The organism is Burkholderia sp. AU45251, assembly GCF_030482905.1.
GTDB classification, from domain to species: domain Bacteria; phylum Pseudomonadota; class Gammaproteobacteria; order Burkholderiales; family Burkholderiaceae; genus Burkholderia; species Burkholderia aenigmatica.
Genome location: NZ_JAUJQH010000010.1, coordinates 161,637 through 182,008 on the forward strand (window position 1 = coordinate 161,637; position 20,372 = coordinate 182,008).

The following is a 20,372-nucleotide window of genomic DNA, read 5'->3' on the forward strand; positions in this document are numbered from 1 at the left end:
AGCAGAGGCGAGAATCGCGATGGCAAAGACGACAGGCGGAAAGAAAGCAGCAGGCAAGGGCTCGACGGAGCCGACCAAGAAGGTCACAGCGGCCAAGTCTGCTTCTTCCACCAGGACAACGTCTTCAGCCACGTCAGCCCCAGCAGGAAAGAAAACCGCGGCCGGCACTGCTCAAGCTGCGCCGGCGCAGGCAGCCAGAACACGGGCTGCCGCCAGACCCGACTCCGGGCCGGCCAAGCCGGCGGCGAAGCGGGCAAGTGCGAAAAGCGCAAGGGACACGACTGCCGCCGCGGACGAAACGGCAGTACGTACTACTCATGCACCCACGGTTCAACCGGCTGTCGTCCAGCAGCCGCGAGTCGATATAGCCGGTACGGCGAACTCCATGACCAAAAAGCTGAACGAAGTATCCGTCGATGACAACGCAAGTCAGAGCGACGAGCAGCCCGCAGCCGTGGCTGCTCCGGGCAAGTCCAAGGTGCGCGATCGTCGTGCCAAGGAAAAGGCGCTGCTGAAGGAAGCGTTCGCGACGAGCACGCCGGGTACGGCCGAGGAGCTCGAAGAGCGCCGCGTGAAACTGCGCGCGCTGATCAAGCTCGGCAAGGAGCGCGGCTTCCTGACGTACGCCGAAATCAACGACCACCTGCCGGACAACTTCACCGAGACCGAAGCCCTCGAAGGCATCATCGGTACGTTCAACGACATGGGCGTGGCGGTCTACGAGCAGGCGCCGGACGCGGAAACGCTGCTCCTGAACGACAACGCGCCCGCCGCGTCGTCGGACGATGAAGTCGAAGAGGAAGCGGAAGTTGCGCTGTCCACCGTCGATTCGGAATTCGGCCGCACGACTGATCCGGTCCGGATGTACATGCGTGAAATGGGCACGGTCGAGCTGCTCACGCGCGAAGGCGAAATCGAGATCGCGAAGCGGATCGAGGACGGCCTGCGCCACATGGTGATGGCCATCTCCGCATGCCCGACGACGATCGCCGACATCCTCGCGATGGCCGAACGCGTCGCGAACGAAGAGATCCGCGTCGACGAGCTCGTCGACGGCCTGCTCGATCCGAATGCTTCGGACTCCGCCGATACCGACGGCTTCTCCGCGAAGGAAGCGGAAGCCATCGAGAACGAGGACGAGGAAGCCGAAGAGGAAGAGGAAGAAGAGGAAGAGGAGGAAGATGACGGTGCTGCACAGGCATCGGCCAACGCCGCCCAGCTCGAAGCCCTCAAGCGCGCCTCGCTCGACAAGTTCTCGCAGATCAGCGAGTGGTTCGACAAGATGCGCCGCGCGTTCGAAAAGGAAGGCTACAAGTCGAAGGCCTACCTGAAGGCGCAGGAAACGATCCAGACCGAACTGATGACGATCCGCTTCACCGCGCGTACCGTCGAACGCCTGTGCGACACGCTGCGTGCGCAGGTGGACGAAGTGCGTCAGGTCGAACGTCAGATCCTGCACATCGTCGTCGACAAGTGCGGCATGCCGCGTTCGGAATTCATCGCGCGCTTCCCCGGCAGCGAGACGGATCTCGACTGGTCCGAGAAGGTCACGGCCGAAGGTCACTCGTACAGCGCGGTGCTGTCGCGTAACGTTCCGGCGATCCGCGAACAGCAGCAGCGTCTACTCGATCTGCAGGCGCGCGTCGTCTTGCCGCTGAAGGATCTGAAGGAAACCAACCGCCAGATGGCGGCCGGCGAGCTGAAGGCGCGTCAGGCGAAGCGCGAAATGACCGAGGCGAACCTGCGTCTCGTGATCTCGATCGCGAAGAAGTACACGAACCGCGGCCTGCAGTTCCTCGACCTGATCCAGGAAGGCAACATCGGCCTGATGAAGGCGGTGGACAAGTTCGAATACCGTCGCGGCTACAAGTTCTCGACCTATGCGACGTGGTGGATCCGTCAGGCCATCACGCGTTCGATCGCGGACCAGGCGCGTACGATCCGTATTCCGGTTCACATGATCGAAACGATCAACAAGATGAACCGCATCTCGCGGCAGATCCTGCAGGAAACCGGTCTCGAGCCGGATCCGGCAACGCTCGCCGAGAAGATGGAAATGCCGGAAGACAAGATCCGCAAGATCATGAAGATCGCGAAGGAGCCGATCTCGATGGAAACGCCGATCGGTGACGACGACGATTCCCATCTCGGCGACTTCATCGAGGACAACAACACGGTCGCGCCGGCGGATGCCGCGCTGCATGCAAGCATGCGCGACGTCGTGAAGGACGTGCTCGATTCGCTGACGCCGCGCGAGGCGAAGGTGCTGCGGATGCGTTTCGGTATCGAGATGAGCACCGATCACACGCTCGAGGAAGTCGGCAAGCAGTTCGACGTCACGCGTGAGCGGATCCGTCAGATCGAGGCCAAGGCGCTGCGCAAGCTGCGTCACCCGAGCCGTTCCGACAAGCTGAAGTCGTTCCTCGAAGGGAACTGATTTCCAGCGTCTCTCCTGCGAACGCCGCCGGTATCTGCATGATGCCGGTGGCGTTTCTCCCCTTTGTTGTTACAATGCCGGCCCGGCTTCTTTGTCGGGGCAGCGTGTGACACGCTTTGCTTCTCATCAGGGCTTGTAGCTCAGCGGTTAGAGCAGTCGACTCATAATCGATTGGTCGCGGGTTCGAACCCCGCCGGGCCCACCAGATTTCATGCGCGCGATTGCGCGGCATGCCGAAAACCCGCGATGGCTTCATGCGTCGCGGGTTTTTCTTTGCGTGGACGCGTGACGCGCGTCCGGATCGGGAAATTACCGAGAAAGTGCCGCGCCGCTGTCAATCCAAGTATGCTGTAGCGCGGCCGTTTCACACGCAACACCGGTTGCGGCCGAAGGAAAACCAGACAGCCCCGCGATCCATCCGGCGGCAAGAATAAACAGACTTCGGCGGGAGTGGGACGGCAATCATGACCATGCTGCGTTCGTGGGGTGCGATTCTCTCGTTGCTGGCGCTCGTTGCATGCGCGAGCCTGCCGCCGCAGGCCGATCGCGTACAGACGCACGCGTACACCGATACCGACAACACGCGGCTGGGCGTTGCGTTCCAGCGGCAGGCCAGTACGCACCCGGGGCAGGACGCGTTCCATCTGTTGATCGATCCGGTCGACGCGCTGGATGCGCGCGTGTTGCTTGCCGATCGCGCGGACCGCTCGCTCGACCTTCAGTACTACATCTGGCACGACGACCTGACCGGGCACGAACTGGCCGACGCGATCATTCGCGCGGCCGATCGCGGCGTGCGCGTCCGTGCGCTGCTCGACGATCTCGGCACGAACGCGGACGACCGCAAGCTGCTCGAGATCAGTTCGCATCCGAACATCGAAATCCGGCTGTTCAATCCGGTCGCCACGCGCCGGTTCAAGAAGATCGGCACGGTGTTCGAGTTCTCGCGCGTCAACCGGCGCATGCACAACAAGGCGATGATCGCGGACAACCAGGCGGCGATCATCGGCGGCCGCAATATCGGCGACGAGTATTTCGGCGCTTCGTCGATGCTGGAATTCGGCGATCTCGATGTCGTCGTCCACGGCCCGGTCGTGAAAAACATCTCGACCGAATTCGACACGTTCTGGAATTCCCCGTACGCGTATCCGATCGGTGCGCTGGTCGGACACGATGCGGCGCCGGGCGGGCTGGACCGCGAGCGTGAACGATTGCGCGACTACCTGAGGACCATGGAGGACAACCCGTACGTACTCGAGGCGAGGCAACGGCTCGACCAGATTGTTCACGGGGCGGGCACGGAACTGTCGTGGGGCCACGCGACGGTGCTGTACGACGATCCGTCGAAGATCGCGCACGCGCCGAAGGACAGCGACGGGCACCTGATGCCGCAGTTGCGGGCGCTCGCATTGCAGCCTGAACATGACCTGCTGATCGTGTCTCCGTATTTCGTGCCGGGCAAGGAGGTCGTCGAGCGGCTGCGCGCGCTTACGGCGCGCGGCGTGCGTGTCACGGTGCTGACCAACTCGCTCGCGTCGACCGACGTGGCGGCCGTGCATGCGGGCTACCGGCAATACCGCAGCGATCTCGTGGCGGCCGGCGTGCGGCTTTACGAACGGCGGCCGTCGGGCGACAAGAGCATTTCGAAGAAGGTGATCATCGGGTCGTCGCGCGCGTCGCTGCATGCCAAGACCTACGTGTTCGACCACAAGAGCATTTTCATCGGGTCGATGAATCTCGATCCGCGCTCGCTGAACCTCAATACGGAAATCGGCGTGTACTGCGAGAGTCCGGCGATTGCGTCGCAAGTGGCAAACGATCTGGAAGGACGGCTCGATCGAATTGCGTGGCGGGTCGAGCCGAGGACCGATCCGGCGGGCAAAGGGCAGCTCAAGTGGATTCAGACCGATTCGGACGGGAAGGTCACGGAGCTCGATCACGAACCGGAAGTGTCGGCCGCGCGGCGGATGGAAATCTGGTTTCTCGGGCTGCTTCCGATCGAATCGCAACTGTGAGCGGCGATGCCGTACACGCTGCTCAGCAGCGCGTGCGGCCGAACTGCTCGATGACGGCCGCGAGCTGCGTCGTCGCGGTCTCGATCGTCGCGTCGTTCAGGCCGGCGTATCCCAGCACGAAGCCGTTGTACGGCCGGCCGTCGCCGACCCGATAGCTGCTCAGCGGCTGAAGCAGCAGGCCATGCGCAGCTGCGGCGCGGGCGACGTCGGTATCGTGCAGCGGCATCGCGAGATCCGCCGACAGATGCATGCCACCCGGACTTTCGCGAACGCTCAGCGCGGTGCCGAGGTGGCGGGCGAGTGCCGCTTCGAGGCTGCTTCGTCGCTCGGCGTACAGCATCCGCATCTTGCGCAGGTGCCGCGCAAAGAGGCCCGTGTCGATGAATTCGGCCATCGCCAGTTGGTCGGCCGAGTGGCCGCGATGGACGAGTTCGCGCAGCGTTCGGGTGAAGCGTTCGACCAACACCGGCGGAACCACCATGAAACCGAGCCGCAGGGCGGGAAACATCGTCTTGCTGAAGGTGCCGAGATAGCAGACCGGTGCGTCGGCATGCAGGCCCTGGATCGCCGGCAGCGGCTGGCCGCCGTGGCGGAACTCGCTGTCGTAGTCGTCCTCGATGATCCACGCGCCGCACGTACGTGCGTGCTCGACGAGCGCGGTACGCCGCCGGGGGCTCATCAGCGCACCAAGCGGGTATTGATGCGATGGCGTCGTATAGATCAGCCGCGGCGGCCGGGTGCGCCACTGTTCGTCGGTGGGCGCCATCCCTTCGTGGTCGACCTCGATCGGCACGAGCTCCAGGCCGGTCGACCGGAATGCGGTTCGGGCGCCGTTGTAGCAGGGGTTCTCGAGCCAGCCGAATTCACCGGGATTCGCCAGCATGCGCGCGCATAGTTCGAGGCTGCTTTGCGTGCCGTCGGTGATGAATACCTGGCCTGTGTCGCAGCGTACGCCTCGCGAGACCCGGATATAGGCGGCCACGGCGCGCCGCAATTCGGGCAGCCCTTCGACCGGGCCATAGGCGAGCTGCGCAGGCTTGATGACTTTCCATGCGCGCTCGATGCAACGACGCCATGGGGTAACGGGGAATTCATCGAGCGACGGAAGGCCGGGCACGAACGGCAGCATGCGTTCGGGTTCGGGATCGGCGTTCTCCAGCCCATGCACGCGCTCGGACAATTGAACCGGGGCCGGGCCGCTGTCGAGCCCGGCGCTCGAACGGCCGCATCCGTCCCAAAGCGTGATGGTGCCGTTGCGCGTCGCCGCCACGAAGCCTTCTTCGGCAAGGCGCTCGTACGCATAGACTGCCGAATTGCGCGCGATGCCCAGCTCCGCCGCGAGCACGCGCGTCGACACGAGCCGTGTGCCGGACGGAATGTGTCCGTCCAGCAGCAGGTTGCGCAGGCTCCGGTAGAGGGCTTCCTGTTGGCTGTGTCGGGTCGTGCCGTCCTGTCTGGAAAGCGATGAGATGAGCAGCGCGAGATCCATGGGCTGGTTCTAGAATTTTTCGTTGAGCTGGTTCTTTTGAAGATTCGACGCGCATCGTATCGTTCACGTTCTCGCGGTGCCGGCCGGCGTGCGGGTCATTCCGGCGATCGTCCACGATAGCGGCACGCGCGTATTTTGATCGATTTGGCAAGCGACTGTCGATGGGCCGATCGACGGGTCGGCGCAGCCGTGGAAGCCGCACGCATCCGATTCGATCAACTTCGGAGTGCAAAACTATTCAGAGTGGATGCCCGCGTCGTGTCGGAACGCGGGCCGCTCGATGCGTGCAAGCGCGCGCGAACAGGAACACGAAACATGAAAGACCAGACCGTCATCTCTCCCACCTCCCGCACCACCATTCGCCGCCTGCCGGAACTGGCGAACCGCGATCGCATGATGCTTCATCGCATCGTGGACGAGGCCTACGTCTGCCATGTCGCGTTCGGTACAGGCGACGACACGCACTGCATCCCGACCGCGCACTGGAGACGGGGCGATGACCTCTATATTCACGGGTCCAACGGCAGCCGGATGATCAAGGCGCTGTCGGCGGGTGCGCAGGTGTCCATCGCGATTACGTTGCTGGACGGTCTCGTGTTGGCCAGGTCGGCCTTCAACCATTCGATGAATTATCGATCCGCGGTGATCTACGGACGGTTCGAGGTGGTGGAGGGCAGTGCGGACAAGCTGATGGCGCTGGATGCGTTGATGGACAAGATCGCGCCCGGTCGCCGGCATGACGCGCGGCCCGGAAATGAGAAGGAACTCAATGCGACCAGCGTGCTGCGGATTGCGCTTGAGGAAGCCGCCGTGAAAGTCAGCGATTCAATGCCGTCCGACAAGGACGAAGATCTCGCGCTCGCTGTCTGGACGGGGATCCTGCCGCTGAAAACGACACGCGGCGCACCGGTTCATGCCGACGGCGCCATGCCGGTGCCGGACTACGTCCGCAACTGGACCGAGTGAGTTGCGCGACAAGGCCGTGCGATTTTGCTGGAAGCGGCAGCGCGCGGTGCTTTGAGCCGTGCCGCTTTTGCATGGCAGCGAGACACGACCTTCGCGGGCCGACAGCGCGAAGGTCGCGCTGTCGTGACGGGGTGCGTTTCACTCGGTGCGGTGCTCATGCGCGTCGTGCGGCGGATGCGACTCCGCAGCGTGTGGATGCGGTGCAGGCGCGTGCTCGGGGGCCGGTTGCCGCGGCGGCTGTGCCGCGTGTTCCTGAGGGTGCGCTTCGTTGTGCGGCGGCGCCTCCTTGTGCAGTTGCTGCTGGGCCTCGTTACGTTGTTGCGTTGCTTCGCGTTCCTGTTGCTCCGCTGCGTTGTGTTGCTGCATTTCCGCGCGTTGCTGTTGCTCCGCTGCGTTGTGTTGCTGCATTTCCGCGCGTTGCTGCTGTGCCGCGTTGTGCTGTTGCAGTTCCTCGCGTTGCTGCAGTGCTTCGTTCCGCTGTTGTTGCTGCAATTGCTGTTGTTGCGCGGTTGCGCGATTTTCCTGCGCGGCGCGCTCCTGCTGCAGCGCTTGCTGATGCTCGTCACGCATCGCGCCGGGCGCATGCGGCGCCGGTGTTTCGGCATGCGGTTCGTTTGCACGGTTCTGCGCGAATGCGTCGGGCGACGGCCGCGCGCCGGGGCGCGTATCGTTCGCGCCGAAGTGCGGCATCGTCATCGGCACGGCGCCCGGGTGCTGCTCCATGGCCTGCCCGCGCATCGGCGTCGCGCCCGGCTGCATCGTGTTGCGTTCGATCGTCGTGTTCGTCGTGTTGTTGGTGACGTTGCCGCCGTAGTTGTTCGTGATGCGCGTGTTGCGGATATTGGTGATGTTGTTGATCACGGTGGTCGACTTCGTCACGTACGTGGTGTGGTTGTACACCACGGCCGGGCGCTGCCAGCCGCCGTTCCAGCCGGGGCCTTCCGGACGCGGCGCGCCCCAGTTCATGCCCCATGCATGCCAGCCCCAGTCGTGGTGCCCGAAGATCGCGGCGCCGACGGCGATGCCGACGCCGAACGTGATCACGCCGGCGGCAACGACTTCACCCGTGCTGTATGAAGGCGGCCGATACACGTAGCCGGGGTAGGACGAGACCGGCTCGCCGTAGACGACCGTCGGGTTGTAAGTCGGGACATAGACGACGTCGGGCTGGGCCGATTCGATCTCGATGGCCTGCGCGGGCGGCGGCACGATCGCCGGCCCGGCGTAGACGACGGGCGCGTCGGTGGCCGGCGTATAGCCGGAGGGTGCGGCCTGCGCGACTTGCGTGACGCGCATCTGGCCGCCCGAGCGGAGATGGCCGGACGTCTGCGCGCGCTGGCGCATCGCCTGGATCGCGTTCATCACGTCGGTCGGATCGTTGTAGTACGCCTGGCCGAGCGACGTGGTCCAGGCCGGGTTCGACGCCATCTGCGACAGCACCGCGGGGAACGCGGTCAAGGCCTTGACGGACGGATCCCACGGCTGCGTATCGGCGGCGGTGGCGAGTGCCTGTCCCTTCAATGACGGATTCTGCGTCACCCAGTTGTTGGCGGCCGTGACCTGGTCCGGGTACGTTGCCCCCGCGAGCACCAGCGCGACGAGCTTGTCGGGGAACAGCGCGATCGGCGCGACCATCTGATAGAGCTGGTCGGCGGTCGGCGGCGTGTAGGCGACGGGCGTCGAAGCGGGCTGGGCCGGCGCGGCCGCGCTCGCGTCGCTGGCCGGCGAAGTGGCGCTGCTGTCGCCGTTCTTGTTGCAGGCCGAGAGGCCGAGCAGCGACACGATGAGGGACGACGCGATCAGCGTTCTGACGGGGCGGTGTGCACGTATGTTGTTCATGTTGTTCGTTCGGTGTTGTGTCGGCGTTGGCAGGCACGCGGGCCGCGCGATCGGCTTGAGCACGGTGCCGCGACCGTCCGCGTCTGCTCCGGGGGTATCGGCCGGTGCAGGTGGCAGGGTCGTGTTCGCATGGTGGTGGTCCCGCGACGAATCGATATATCCAGTTAAACGCGTGACACGCGCGGAAGTTGTCTGGGTGTTGTGTAACAGTGTGTGTGCCTTGCAGTCCGTAAGCAGGCTGGCGCTGCCCGGGTAATGGATCTGAAAGTTGTTCGCGCAACGATTGCAAGGTCGGCGAGTGTGTCGTCGCGCCGGATGCTGCCCCGCGAGATTGCGCGGAACGCAAAAAACCCGCGAGGGCTTGGCAGCCCTCGCGGGTCGTTCAAACGATCACATCCGGTTCGATGCGTGCGCTAGCGCGCACGCGGAACCGGGGCGGTCATCGGTGCATCAGCGCGCGAAATCCGGCGTGCTCTGGATGAACGCGTTCAGCTTCGAGATGTTCACGCTGCCGAAGCCCGTCGTCGCGTCCCAGCCGGCCTTCGCCTTGTAGCCGTAGGTGCCGCTGCCGTTGTTGCCGGACGTGACGTCGTGCAGCAGCGCCGCGTTGGCCGGGAAGTACTTGTAGATGCTCGACGCGGGGAACCCGAGCGCATTGTTGTTCGCGGACTGCAGCCGCGCCCAGATGCCGGTGAAGATCGGCGCGGCAAGGCTCGTGCCGCCTTCGTTGTTCAGGTAGCCCGAGCCCCACAGCGTGTTGGACGTCTGGCCGTTCACGACGAGGATCGCACCGGTGCGCAGGTCCGCATCGAAGCCGACGTCAGGCAGTGCGCGCTTGGTCGATCCGGTGAGGCTCGACGATTGCCACGACGGCGCGGCTTCGTACTTGCTGTACCCGCCGCCCGTCGACCACACGGTGCCCGGCTGCCAGCTCGGATCGTTCCACACGATCTCGCTGTTGTACGCGTGGGTCGACGTATTCGTGAAGAGTGTCGTGCCGCCGACCGCGATCACGTACGGCGCCGTTGCCGGCTCGCTTACCGTGTAGGTCGAGCGCGACGGTGTGCCGCCCGCGCATTCGTACGCACCATGGTCGCCGGCGGATACCGAGAAGGTTTGCCCCTGCGCGATCGCCTGCTTGAAGATGGTGTCGTCGGTGGCCTGCGAGCCGGTGCTGTTCGCGGACGATTCGCACACGCCGAGCGACACGTTGATCACCTTCGCGACGTTGTCGGTCACGGCCTTGTTGTAGGCGGCGGTGATCGCCGTGAGCGTCATCGACGGTGCGACGTAGAACACGACCTGCTTCACGCTGCCGCCGGCCGCGCCGACGATCGACTGGCTGTCGAGGTTCCATTCGACGGTGCCGTCGGTGTCGGTGTACGAGCTGCCGGACGGACCCGTCTGCACGATGCTGCTGCTGATCGTGCCGAGGCTGTTGTTCGCGGCGAACGTATTGAGGTCGCTCACCGTCTGCGACAGGTCGCCTTCGGAGATGATGCCGACGGTGGTCTGCGAGGCCGTCGGCGTGCCGTCGCCGCCGTAGATCGACGAGAATTCGGTCGGGTTGTGCGGCACCGCCGATGCGCCGGCCGGAATCGTCAGGTTGCTGGTGTTGCCTTGCGGCTGGCTGCCCGCGCCCGTGTGCATCAGCTCGACGTTCTGCAGGCCGAGCACCGCGCCCACGACGCCGCCGATCGCGTTCGGCACTTGCGCGGCATCGGTATTCGCATAGACGCTGCGGCCGTTACGCGTGAAACGCTTGAGCGTCGTGCGGAACGCGGACTTGATGGTCGCCGCGGTGCCGGACGCGGATACCAGCAGGCGGTTCGGCGCGACCACGATGTTCACGAAGCCTGCCTTGCGCAGATGCGCGACGACCGAGGCGACCTGCTGGTCGGTCGGCGCATATTGCGCCGCGAACTGCGCCGGCGTGAGGAACTGCCGGTAATGCGGTGAACCAGGCGTATGCAGGTCGTGCAGGTATTGGTCGAGTTGTGCTTCGTTGCGCAGGTTCAACCCGAGCACGATGTCCACCGATTCGCCCGGCGCCAGCTCGACCGCCGCGGCGGCAGCGGCGGCCGTGCTCGCGGCAGGCGCACCGGCCGTGCCGGCTTCGCTCTGCTGCACGAGCGGCAGGAAGCCCTTGGTGCGCGTTTCCGTCCAGCCGGCAGCCGGCGCGGCATGGACCGTCGCCATGCCGAACGATGCGGCAGCAGCGGCGGCGAATGCGAGCTTGACGAAGCGAATGTGCTTTTGTTTCTTGTCTGCAACCTGGTTCATTTGAATTACCCCTCCGGTTGAACATCGAACGGCACGAACAACAACGGTCGACAGCGGTGCGGATCATGCACCGCCGATTTCTGTCGCACGCGTGCGGATGGCGCGGACGCGACAGGGCCTTTCGCCCGATCCGGAAAGGTGTTTTTTCTCCGGAGGCGAAATACGGAAAACGCGGTAACGGGAAGGCTGCGCCGCGAAACGACGCAACTGCGCAGCGAATGGCGCGGGCGGGATTGCTAGAGCAACAGTTTCGGTGTCCTGCTCATTTGATTCGATCCTTAGGCCCGCTGCCGGATGGCAGTTGTCCAATGAGATGCATCGGGATGTTGCATGCACCGGCGCGCGAACGATACGGCCGGCGGCGAGCACTTCGGTGCGGCGGAAGCGAAAAAACGTAGAGCGGAAGCGATTGCGTAGTGAGCAATTCGTCAGATTGCTTGCGTCTGACGGTATCAAGAACGAAAGCGAGGTGTCAAACTTTTTTTGATTATATGAAACTAAATTAAAGCGAATAAGTGCAATGTTTTTGAAAATATTGGCAGTATTTTGTAATATTCGGAGCCAACAAAGAAAGTAATGCTGAATGCGATTTGCCGATCGTTTCTGGTTCGATGCGTAATGGGTGCGATTGACCGATCGTGTTCGACGCGTGCCTCGAATCGTCGGGGCGCGCTGGAGAAAGGCGAGTCCGCGCACGGCAGGAAGCGAGGCATGAAGTCGCGAGGTGTCCGACATGCCGCATGCCGGCCCAGTCAACGAGGATCGAACCTGACGTGATCGATAACGACAAGCTTTGCATCGAAGTGCCCGCGACCTGGAAGGCCGCGCTGGCGGATGCCCGATGGACGCGACAGACGGAAGGGCAGTCGGATGCCGCGGTGTTCCGGCTCGATGCGCGCGATGGATCGCGCCGATTCATCAAGACCGAACCGGCGGGGCCGCTGGGCGAACTGCGCGACGAGGCGGCGCGACTGCACTGGCTGACGACGGCGGGTTTGCCGGGTGCGCAGGTGCTCGACGTGGCGTCGGCGGCGGGGCGCGAGTGGATGCTGCTGAGTGCCGTGCGCGGTGAAAATCTCGAAGTCGCGCAGCTCGCGCCGGCGGCGAAGGTCGCGATCATGGCCGATGCGCTGCGAGAACTACATCGGTTCGATCCGGCAACCTGCCCGTTCGATCACGGCGCCGCCTCTCGCATCGAGCGTGCCCGTGCGCGGATGCACGCGGGGCTCGTTGACGAAGATAACCTCGACGATGCGAATACGGGCGTACCGATCGACGAACTGTTCGCCAGGCTTCATGCGAGCCGGCCGTCGATCGAAGACAAGGTCGTTACGCACGGTGACGCGTGTCTGCCCAACTTCATGGTTGAAGACGGTCGCTTCTCGGGCTTCATCGACTGTGGACGCCTCGGTGTGGCCGATCGCTATCAGGATCTGGCGCTGGCGGCGCGTGATATCGAAGCTGATCTCGGCAGCGAATGGATCGCGCCGTTCTTCGCGCGATACGGGATCGGGCAGCCCGATCCGGATCGGATTGCTTTCTACCGGCTGCTCGACGAATTTTTCTGAGTCCGTTTGATGTTGCGGATGGCGCAGGAGATTGCTGCCTTGTTTCCCGTTTCGCCTGAAATCAGCAGGAATCCTGCTTTTACTGTCGTGCACCAGCATGTCGTAGCGCATCCACAGCTTCCGCGTTGTCGTGCGACTGCGCGAGCTGCAGCAGCGACTGGCCGCGCCGATCGACATGATTCGGATTCGCACCGTGTGCGACCAGGAGCGGGATCAGCTCGAATCGATTGAACAGCGTGGCGAATCCCAGCGCGGTTTCTCCGGCGCCGTTCGTCTGGTCGATCGGGCATGGCGTGTCGATCAGGCGCCGCGCAATATTGGGTTCGTTCTTGAAGAGGGCGCCCATCAGCGCCGTGTTGCCGTGACGGTCGCCCACGCATGCGTTTGCACCGGCCGACAGCAGGTAGTCGAGCGCGGCCGGCTGGCCGTCGTAGGACGCGAGTATCACGGCCGTAAAGCCGTGACTGTCGGTGGCGTCGACGGGATAGCCGGCGTCGTGCAATGCGCGCAGGATGTCGACGCGTCCGACGCGGGCGGCATCGAACCAGTCGCCGTCGTAACGGCGCAGCGCGGCAGGATCGGCTCGCGAATACGCGGGCCGGTCGGGAAGGTGCGCGCAACCGGCGATCGCGGCCAGCGCCAGGGCCGTTGCGGTCGAACGGATCGCGCGCGTCAGGCGTTTGGATTGCATGTGGATGTCCTGATGTGTGGGTCAGGTCGACGCGCGCGGCGCAGCCCCGCACGTCGACAGCGACCGGAGCCGCGGGATCAGTTCTCGCTCAGCTTTGCCGCGAGCGCTTGCACTTGCCGGACGTCGGCATGAACTGCCTGCGCGAGACGCGTGCCGTAGTCGGCATCGGCCTTGTAGAAGTACGACAGCATGGCGTACTGGTTGTGCGCGTTCGTGACCTTGCCGAGATCGCCGGACAGCGCGGTGATCAGGTCGTCCCTGTCCTGCTGCGACAGGCTGCGGTAGTACTCGCCAGCCTGACGGAACCGCAGCTTCTTGTAGATCGCTTCCTGCTGCGTCGTTCCGCCGAGCGCCATGCGCACGGACTTGTACTGCGGATCCGGCGCGAGTTCATGCAGCGTCGACGGTTCGTAGTTCACCTCGCCCTTGCGGTCGCCGGCGTTCATCTTGCCGTCCTGGTTGTTGTTGACCACCGGTACGACGGGCCGGTTGATCGGCAGATCCATGTAGTTCGCGCCGAGCCGGTACATCTGCGTGTCGGCGTACGCGAACAGGCGATCCTGCAGCATCCGGTCTTCGGAAGGCTCGATGCCCGGCACGAGTCGCGACGGCGCGAACGCCGATTCCTCGGTCGACTGGAAGTAGTTGTCGGGCACGCGGTTCAGCGTCATCGTGCCGATCTTGCGCTCGGGGACACCGGTCCACACCTTCGTGTCGTCCAGCGCATCGAAGTCGAACCGATTCAGGTCCTGCGGCGTGAGCACCTGCACGTACAGATCCCACTTCGGGAAGTCGCCTTGCTTCAGTGCGCCGTACAGGTCGTTCGTCATCATGTTCCAGTCGCGCCCGATCGATGCGTCGATATCTTGCGGACGCAGGCCGTGCACGCCTTGCTGGCTTTTCCAGTGGAACTTCACGTAGTGCACGTCGCCCTGCGCATTGACGAACTTGAACGCATGCACCGCGAAGCCGTCCATGTGACGATACGAATCGGGCATGCCCGCATTCGTGTACAGCATCGTCAGCATGTTCGTCGCTTCGGGCGTGTTCGCGAAGAAGTCGAACGCGAGGTTCGGATCCTGCACGCCGGTCACGGCGCTCGGCTTGTTCGCGTGAACGAAGTCGGGGAACTTGATGCCGTCGCGAATGAAGAACACAGGCCAGTTGATGCCGACCATGTCCCAGTTGCCCTGCTGCGTATAGAACTTCACCGCGAAGCCGCGCGGATCGCGCGCCTGTTCGGGCGAGCCGCGATAGCCCATCACGGTGGAGAAGCGCACGAACACCGGTGTGTGGGTGCCCGGTGTGAAGACCTTTGCTTTCGTCAGGCTCGAGATGTCGGCGGTCGGCACGAACTCGCCGAATGCGCCGGTGCCGCGCGCGTGCACGACGCGCTCCGGAATGCGTTCGCGGTCGAAGCGCTGCAGTTTCTCGATGAGTGCGGAGTCTTGCAGGAGCACGGGGCCGGCAGGGCCGGCCGTCTGCGAATTCGCGTTGTCGCCGACGGGGGCGCCCGTGTCTCGAGTGAGTTCGGCGGCATGAGGCGACGCGGAAAGTGCCACGCAGATAGCGGCGACTGCGTGTCTCAGCACACGACTGGAGGATGAAGACATGACGATGGAACTCCTTGAATCCGATCGGTGGTGGGGAAGCCGACTGAATTAGAAGAGATCGTCAGATGATTGGCTAATTGATATTCGATATGTTTCCGATAGCGGCGTCGCCGATGCGGCGCGAGCCCGCTTGTTGTCGGCGCAGACGGTGAATATTGTTGTGCACGCAATGAGTTGTTGCGTCGCGCTTCGCAAAGCGATCCGCGAGCGTCGAACACCGACGCTTGAACGTGCGATGCCTTGCGTGGGTGATGCGATCTGCAGATCGAGCATCGGCACCGCGACAGCCTCGGCGAACCCGGCTGCGCGGCACCGATCAACGCGACGTCAACCCGCGCCAGTTTGCCACCCGAGCCCGAGGCTCTTCTGCACCGACACGTAGTCCTTGATCAGTTCCGCCTGCCCGGCGATTACGTTCTGCTGGGCGGACAGCGCTTCGCGTTGCGTATCGAGCAGGTCGATCATCGATGCGACGCCCGCGCGATAGCGCTCGTCCATCAGCGATCGGGAATGCACGGCCGACGTCTGCACCTTGGTGAGCGCAACGACGTGCTCGCGCTGGTGCCCGTAGCGCTGCAATGCCGTGTTTGCATCCTGCAACGCACCGAGCACCGCCTTCTGATAATTCGCTTCCGCTTCGTCGCGCGATGCTTCGGCCGCGCGCACTGCGCCGCGCGTCCGCCCGAAGTCGAGAATGTTCCATTGCAGATAGGGCGCGCCGACCCACGTGAAGTTCTGCTTGCGGAACAGGTGGCCCGGGTCGGTCGCGCTGAAGCCGAGATCGCCGAGCAGCGTCACCTTCGGGAAATAGTCGGCGACGTGCTCGCCGATCTGCGCATTGCTCGATGCGAGCCGTCGCTCGGCCGCGCGAATGTCGGGGCGCTGTTTCAGCAGCGTGGCCGGATCGCCGATCGCGACGTTGCCGGGTAGCGTCGGCAGCGTCGCATCCGGTGTCGACAAGGTTGCGTCGAGCGCACCGGGCGCGCGGCCCGTCAGGATCGCGAGCCGGTCGAGCGATTCCGTCACCTGCGCGTCGAGCGGGATCAGCGATGCACGCGTGTTTTCGACTTGCGTCGTCAGGCGTTCGATGTCGACATCGGCGGCGACCCCGCGCGCGCGACGCTGCTGCGTGAGTTCGAGCATCGTCTGCTGCAACTCGGCGGTGCGCTGCGACAGCGCCAGCCGCTGCTGCTGGTCGCGCAGGTCGACATACGCGTTCGCGACTTCGGCTGCGATCGACACCTGCGTATCGGCGAGATCGGCGTCGACCGCTTCCGCCTGCGCGGACGCGGCTTCAACTGCGCGGCGCGTGCCGCCGAACAGGTCGATTTCCCAGGTTGCGTCGAAGCCTGCCGAATAGAGCTGCAGCGGGCCTGAGCCGCCCAGCGACGGCGACGTGCCGCCCGACTGGTTCGAGCCGTTCGACGGCAGCAGCGAACCGAGCGCGCTGACGTCCGGCTCGCGCATGCGGATCGCGGCGGCGGTGGCCGACGATTTCGGCAACTGCGCCGCGCGCTGTTGCGACAGCTGCGCGCGCGATGCGCGCAAGCGGGCCTGCGCAGCGTGCAGGTCGGGGTTGTACACGAGTGCGGCGGTGATCAGGTCGTCGAGCTGGCGATCGTTGAGCGCGTGCCACCACGCGCTCGGCGCGGGCGTAGCGGTGTCGATGCCGGAGGCCGGCGCACGCACGAAGGTCGGGGCATCCGGTGCGGCGGGCGCGCCGCGGTAATCGGGGCCGACCGTGCAGCCGGCGAGCAGGCACGCAGCCGCGCACAGCGTGAGTGCAGGGTGGCGGGGCAGAGAGAAGGATTTCATCGCATCAGACGGTTCAGTGGCCGGACGACATCGGCTGCGGCCCGCGCGGCGTTCTCAGCAGCAGCGCGAGCGGCACGCAGGCGAGCAGCGCAAGGCCCAGCAGATAAAAGGTTTCGGAATAGGTCATCACGACGGCCTGGATCTGGATCTGCTGCGCCAATTGCCCGAGCGCGCGCATGTTCGAATACGCGAGGTCGCCGGTGTGCGCGAACCAGTTGGCTGCATAGGCGGACAGCCGGTCCTGCCCGATCAGCGAGTTGGCCGTCACCGATTCGCGGAGCGCGGCCGTATGGAAGGTCGTGCGCCGGTCGATCACGGTGCCGATGATCGCGAGCCCGATCGAGCCGCCCAGATTGCGCGCCATGTTGTAGAGCCCGGCCGCATCGCCCGAGTCTTCGCGCGCGACCGCCGCCATCGATGCCTGGTTCAGCGGCATCATCGCGAGCATCTGTGCGACGCCGCGGATCAGTTGCGACCAGACGAAGTCGTGGCCGACACTTTGCGCGGTCAGGCTGATGTCGAGCATGCAACTCAGGCAGAACAGCAGCAGCCCCGAGATCACGAGGATGCGGAAATCGACCTTGCCGAGCAGGCGCGGCAGGATCGGCATCACGAGAAAGGCGGGCAGCCCCGACAGCAGCATGATCGCGCCCGCCTGTTCCGCGTTGTAGCCGGCGACGATCGCGAGGAACTGCGGCAGCAGATAGGACACGCCGTACAGCCCGGCACCGACCGCGGACACGATCACGATCACGCTCGCATAGCGCGGGTTGCGCATCAGCGACAGCCGCATGATCGGCCGCTTCGCAAAGATCTGCGATAACGCGATCAGGATCATCCCGGCGAGCGACACGAGGCTCAGCGTGACGATCATCTGCGATTCGAACCAGCGTTCGCGCTGGCCTTCCTCGAGCACGACGGTGAGCGAGCTCAGGCCGATTGCGAGGCCGAAGATCCCGAGCCAGTCCGCGTTCAGGAACGAGTGCCATTGCGGGCGGTCCGACGGCAGCCCGAATATCAACAGCGCCATCAGCAACAGGCACACCGGCAGGTTCAGGAAAAAGCACCAGCTCCAGCTGACGTTCTCAGCGAGCCAGCCGCCGAGCACGGGGCCGAACAGCGGCCCGAGCAGCACGATCAGGCCGAACAGCGTCATGCCGACCGGCAACTGCGACAGCGGTAGCCGCGTGCGGATGATGGTCTGCGCGGTCGGGATCAGCGCACCGCCGGTGAAGCCCTGGCCGATCCGGCCGGCGATCATCATCGGCAACGAATGCGACCAGCCGCACATCATCGAGAACGCGATGAACAGCGCGGAGTTCGTCAGCAGGAAATTGCGCAGCCCGAACACGCGCGTGAGCCACGCAGCGAGCGGGATCATCACGATTTCGGACATCAGGTAGCCGGTCGAGATCCACGTGCCTTCGGTGCCGGTCGCGCCGATTTCGCCCTGGATCTGCGGCAGCGCGGAGTTCGTGATCGAGATGTCGAGGGTCGCCATCAGCGCGCCGAGCGCGCCGGCCGCGACTGCGATCCAGTCGGTCATGCTCGCACGGCCTTCGTGCGGCGGCGCGGGCATCGTGGCGGACGGTTCAGCCATGGTGCGTCTCGTCGCGGGTCGAGCGCGTATCGACGTCGACCGTCACCGACAGCCCCGGCAGCAGCATGCGCTGCGCGCGGGCGTTCGCGGCGAGGCGGATGCGCACCGGCACGCGCTGGACGATTTTCGTGAAGTTGCCGGTCGCGTTCTCGGGCGGCAGCAGCGCGAACTGCGCGCCGGTGCCGGGCGCGAAGCTGTCGACGACGCCGGACAACGCGCCGTCCGGCAAGGCGTCGACATGCAGTTCGACGGGCTGGCCGATGCGCATGTTGCCGATCTGCGTTTCCTTGAAGTTCGCGACGAGGTAGATCGCGTCGACGGGCACCACGGTCAGCATGCGCGTGCCGGGCTGCACGTATTGACCGACCCGCACCGTGCGATCGCCGACGCGGCCGGCGAGGGTGCTGCGCACGATCGTGTTGTCAAGGTCGAGCTGCGCCTGCGCGGCGCTGGCCTGCGCGGCTTCGAACTGCGCGCGTGCCTGCTGGAGCTGCGCGGTGAACGATGCGATCTGCGTGCGCGCGGCAGCGATCGACGCATTGTTCGCGGCGAGCGTCGCGGTCGCCTGATCGCGCGTGCTCTTCAGGTCGGCCACATGTTCGTGCGTTTCCGCACCGGTCGCTGCGAGCGGCGCATAGCGCGTGTATTCGTCGCTGGCGTGCTGTGCATTGATCCGCGACACCTTCGCCTGCGCGTCGGCCTGTTCGAGATTCGCGTGCTGCTGGCTGATGTCGGCCTCGGCGCGTGCGATATCCGCGCGGCGCGCGTCGACGGTCGCAAGCGACTGCGCGAGCGCGACCTGGTACTGGCGGACGTCGAGCCGCACGAGCGGATCGCCGGCCTTCACGGCCTGGTTGTCGCGCACATACACGTCGGTCACGTAGCCGGCGACCTTCGGCGCGGCAGTCATGCTGTCCGCCTGCAGGTACGCGTCGTTGGTGCTCTCGATGAAGCGGCCGACCGTCCACCATCGGCCGAGCCAGACGGCGCCGCCGATGGCAGCGAGCACGACGGCGACGAGCAGCACGCGCCGCTTCGAGCCAGTGCCGTTGCGCGACGTTGTTCCGTTTTCCTGACGATTTGCTTTCTGTGGCGGGTCTTGCAGCGTCGACATGCTGGCGTCCAATTTATTCCAAGTGGAAGAATTATTCCAGTTGATAAAATTGTGTCAAGTAGAATGTCGATCGATCGAATGACGAGGAAGGCATGAACGAAGCGAAGAAGCTGCGCCGTACGTCGGCGGGCGGCTACGCCCGCGGCGACGAAACGCGCCAGCGGATCATCGAGGCGGCGATCGAACTGTTCGGCGAGCGCGGGTTCGCGGGTGCATCGACACGCGAGATCGCCGCGATGGCCGGCGTGAACGCGCCGGCGCTCCAGTACTACTTCGAGAACAAGGAGGGCGTGTACCGCGCGTGCGTGGAGACGATCGCGGAGCACGGCTGGGAGGTGTTCGCACCGTCGGTCGGCCATGCGTGGGCGATGCTCGATGCGGACGCGGACGTCGACGTGCTGATCGACGCGTTCGTCGGGCTGCTGCGTGCGCTGTCGGACCGGATGTTCACGGCGCCGAAGACGATGAACCAGCGGATGTTCTTCGCGCGCGAGCAAGGCGGCCAGGAGCCGGCGAGCGCGAGCGAAATCCTGATGACGCGCATGCGCAAGCCGCTCAACGACGTGAGCGCCGAATTGATCGGCCGCATCTCGGGGCGGCCGGCCGACGATCCCGTCACGCGATTGCGCGCGCTGAGCCTGTTCGGGCAGATCACGGTGTTCCACATCGCGCAGCGTTCGGCGCTGCAGCTGCTCGAATGGGAGGCATTCGAGGGCGAGCGCGCGGCGCTGTTGATCGACACGATCGCGGAACAGACGCGCATGCTGCTCGAGCAATGGCACGCGCAGTGCGACGTCGCGGCTGCGGCGCCTGAATCCGGCCCGAAGCGCGGGCAGGGTGCGGCGGCGAAACGCACGGTGAAGGCGAAGGCGCCGGCACCTGCCGCGAAAAGCCCCCGGCGTGTGAACAAACCCGCCGCGCGCTGAACGCGGCGTATCGTCA

14 protein-coding genes and 1 tRNA gene are annotated in these 20,372 nt (G+C 64.9%); 6 read left to right on the plus strand and 9 right to left on the minus strand.

Annotated features, from left to right (window positions below; translation table 11 throughout):
• The first annotated feature begins 19 nt into the window (after positions 1 to 19).
• From rpoD to QZM67_RS20980, 3 genes are all read left to right on the plus strand, one after another.
• Positions 20 to 2,437, plus strand: coding sequence for an RNA polymerase sigma factor RpoD (gene rpoD / locus QZM67_RS20970; RefSeq protein ID WP_175022994.1), 2,418 nt, complete (start codon positions 20 to 22; stop codon positions 2,435 to 2,437).
• A gap of 129 nt (positions 2,438 to 2,566) precedes the next feature.
• Positions 2,567 to 2,642, plus strand: a tRNA-Ile gene (locus QZM67_RS20975).
• A 259-nt stretch (positions 2,643 to 2,901) separates the two neighbouring features.
• The gene (locus tag QZM67_RS20980) at positions 2,902 to 4,452 is read left to right on the plus strand and encodes a phospholipase D family protein (protein WP_043177752.1); all 1,551 of its coding nucleotides are present in this window, start codon (positions 2,902 to 2,904) and stop codon (positions 4,450 to 4,452) included.
• 22 nt (positions 4,453 to 4,474) lie between these two features.
• On the opposite strand, the gene QZM67_RS20985 is transcribed toward QZM67_RS20980, so the two are convergent.
• Positions 4,475 to 5,941 carry a PLP-dependent aminotransferase family protein gene (locus QZM67_RS20985; protein WP_301806307.1) on the minus strand — a complete coding sequence of 489 codons (1,467 nt, stop codon included), beginning with the start codon at positions 5,939 to 5,941 and terminating at the stop codon, positions 4,475 to 4,477.
• A gap of 315 nt (positions 5,942 to 6,256) precedes the next feature.
• On the opposite strand from QZM67_RS20985, the gene QZM67_RS20990 reads away from it, so the two are divergent.
• Entirely contained in the window at positions 6,257 to 6,907 is a 651-nt protein-coding gene (locus QZM67_RS20990; protein WP_301806310.1) for a pyridoxamine 5'-phosphate oxidase family protein, read from the plus strand.
• Positions 6,908 to 7,045: 138 nt separating this feature from the next.
• On the opposite strand, the gene QZM67_RS20995 is transcribed toward QZM67_RS20990, so the two are convergent.
• From QZM67_RS20995 to QZM67_RS21005, 3 genes are all read right to left on the minus strand, one after another.
• Positions 7,046 to 8,746 carry a DUF3300 domain-containing protein gene (locus QZM67_RS20995; RefSeq protein ID WP_301806311.1) on the minus strand — a complete coding sequence of 567 codons (1,701 nt, stop codon included), beginning with the start codon at positions 8,744 to 8,746 and terminating at the stop codon, positions 7,046 to 7,048.
• A gap of 450 nt (positions 8,747 to 9,196) precedes the next feature.
• Positions 9,197 to 11,029, minus strand: coding sequence for a protease pro-enzyme activation domain-containing protein (locus QZM67_RS21000; protein WP_301806314.1), 1,833 nt, complete (start codon positions 11,027 to 11,029; stop codon positions 9,197 to 9,199).
• Between the two features lie 63 nt (positions 11,030 to 11,092).
• On the minus strand, positions 11,093 to 11,764 hold the full coding sequence (locus QZM67_RS21005) for a hypothetical protein (protein WP_301806316.1): 672 nt from the start codon (positions 11,762 to 11,764) through the stop codon (positions 11,093 to 11,095).
• Between the two features lie 38 nt (positions 11,765 to 11,802).
• On the opposite strand from QZM67_RS21005, the gene QZM67_RS21010 reads away from it, so the two are divergent.
• Positions 11,803 to 12,597 carry an APH(3')-II family aminoglycoside O-phosphotransferase gene (locus QZM67_RS21010; protein WP_301806319.1) on the plus strand — a complete coding sequence of 265 codons (795 nt, stop codon included), beginning with the start codon at positions 11,803 to 11,805 and terminating at the stop codon, positions 12,595 to 12,597.
• A 79-nt stretch (positions 12,598 to 12,676) separates the two neighbouring features.
• On the opposite strand, the gene QZM67_RS21015 is transcribed toward QZM67_RS21010, so the two are convergent.
• The 5 genes from QZM67_RS21015 to QZM67_RS21035 all read right to left on the minus strand — a co-directional run bounded on the left by QZM67_RS21015 (position 12,677) and on the right by QZM67_RS21035 (position 19,430).
• A complete protein-coding gene (locus QZM67_RS21015) occupies positions 12,677 to 13,288 on the minus strand; it encodes an ankyrin repeat domain-containing protein (protein ID WP_301806322.1) in 612 nt (203 codons plus the stop codon).
• 77 nt (positions 13,289 to 13,365) lie between these two features.
• Positions 13,366 to 14,901, minus strand: coding sequence for a catalase (locus QZM67_RS21020; protein ID WP_301806327.1), 1,536 nt, complete (start codon positions 14,899 to 14,901; stop codon positions 13,366 to 13,368).
• A gap of 327 nt (positions 14,902 to 15,228) precedes the next feature.
• Complete coding sequence (locus tag QZM67_RS21025; RefSeq protein WP_301806328.1) at positions 15,229 to 16,716, minus strand: efflux transporter outer membrane subunit; 1,488 nt, start codon at positions 16,714 to 16,716, stop codon at positions 15,229 to 15,231.
• Between the two features lie 13 nt (positions 16,717 to 16,729).
• Positions 16,730 to 18,316 carry an MDR family MFS transporter gene (locus tag QZM67_RS21030; RefSeq protein WP_175023014.1) on the minus strand — a complete coding sequence of 529 codons (1,587 nt, stop codon included), beginning with the start codon at positions 18,314 to 18,316 and terminating at the stop codon, positions 16,730 to 16,732.
• A complete protein-coding gene (locus QZM67_RS21035) occupies positions 18,309 to 19,430 on the minus strand; it encodes an HlyD family secretion protein (RefSeq protein WP_301806331.1) in 1,122 nt (373 codons plus the stop codon). Before QZM67_RS21035 ends, QZM67_RS21030 begins: the two co-directional genes overlap by 8 nt.
• A gap of 92 nt (positions 19,431 to 19,522) precedes the next feature.
• On the opposite strand from QZM67_RS21035, the gene QZM67_RS21040 reads away from it, so the two are divergent.
• Complete coding sequence (locus QZM67_RS21040; protein WP_301806332.1) at positions 19,523 to 20,356, plus strand: CerR family C-terminal domain-containing protein; 834 nt, start codon at positions 19,523 to 19,525, stop codon at positions 20,354 to 20,356.
• Positions 20,357 to 20,372 lie beyond the last annotated feature (16 nt).

Bases quoted from the DNA above. Each gene is read 5' to 3' on its own strand.
- QZM67_RS20995 (WP_301806311.1), bottom strand. From the start codon at position 8,746: ATGAACAACATACGTGCACACCGCCCCGTCAGAACGCTGATCGCGTCG.
- QZM67_RS21005 (WP_301806316.1), bottom strand. From the start codon at position 11,764: ATGTCGGACACCTCGCGACTTCATGCCTCGCTTCCTGCCGTGCGCGGA.
- QZM67_RS21000 (WP_301806314.1), bottom strand. From the start codon at position 11,029: ATGAACCAGGTTGCAGACAAGAAACAAAAGCACATTCGCTTCGTCAAG.
- QZM67_RS21040 (WP_301806332.1), top strand. From the start codon at position 19,523: ATGAACGAAGCGAAGAAGCTGCGCCGTACGTCGGCGGGCGGCTACGCC.
- QZM67_RS20985 (WP_301806307.1), bottom strand. From the start codon at position 5,941: ATGGATCTCGCGCTGCTCATCTCATCGCTTTCCAGACAGGACGGCACG.
- QZM67_RS20980 (WP_043177752.1), top strand. From the start codon at position 2,902: ATGACCATGCTGCGTTCGTGGGGTGCGATTCTCTCGTTGCTGGCGCTC.
- QZM67_RS21025 (WP_301806328.1), bottom strand. From the start codon at position 16,716: ATGAAATCCTTCTCTCTGCCCCGCCACCCTGCACTCACGCTGTGCGCG.
- rpoD (WP_175022994.1), top strand. From the start codon at position 20: ATGGCAAAGACGACAGGCGGAAAGAAAGCAGCAGGCAAGGGCTCGACG.
- QZM67_RS21020 (WP_301806327.1), bottom strand. From the start codon at position 14,901: ATGTCTTCATCCTCCAGTCGTGTGCTGAGACACGCAGTCGCCGCTATC.
- QZM67_RS20990 (WP_301806310.1), top strand. From the start codon at position 6,257: ATGAAAGACCAGACCGTCATCTCTCCCACCTCCCGCACCACCATTCGC.
- QZM67_RS21035 (WP_301806331.1), bottom strand. From the start codon at position 19,430: ATGTCGACGCTGCAAGACCCGCCACAGAAAGCAAATCGTCAGGAAAAC.
- QZM67_RS21015 (WP_301806322.1), bottom strand. From the start codon at position 13,288: ATGCAATCCAAACGCCTGACGCGCGCGATCCGTTCGACCGCAACGGCC.
- QZM67_RS21030 (WP_175023014.1), bottom strand. From the start codon at position 18,316: ATGGCTGAACCGTCCGCCACGATGCCCGCGCCGCCGCACGAAGGCCGT.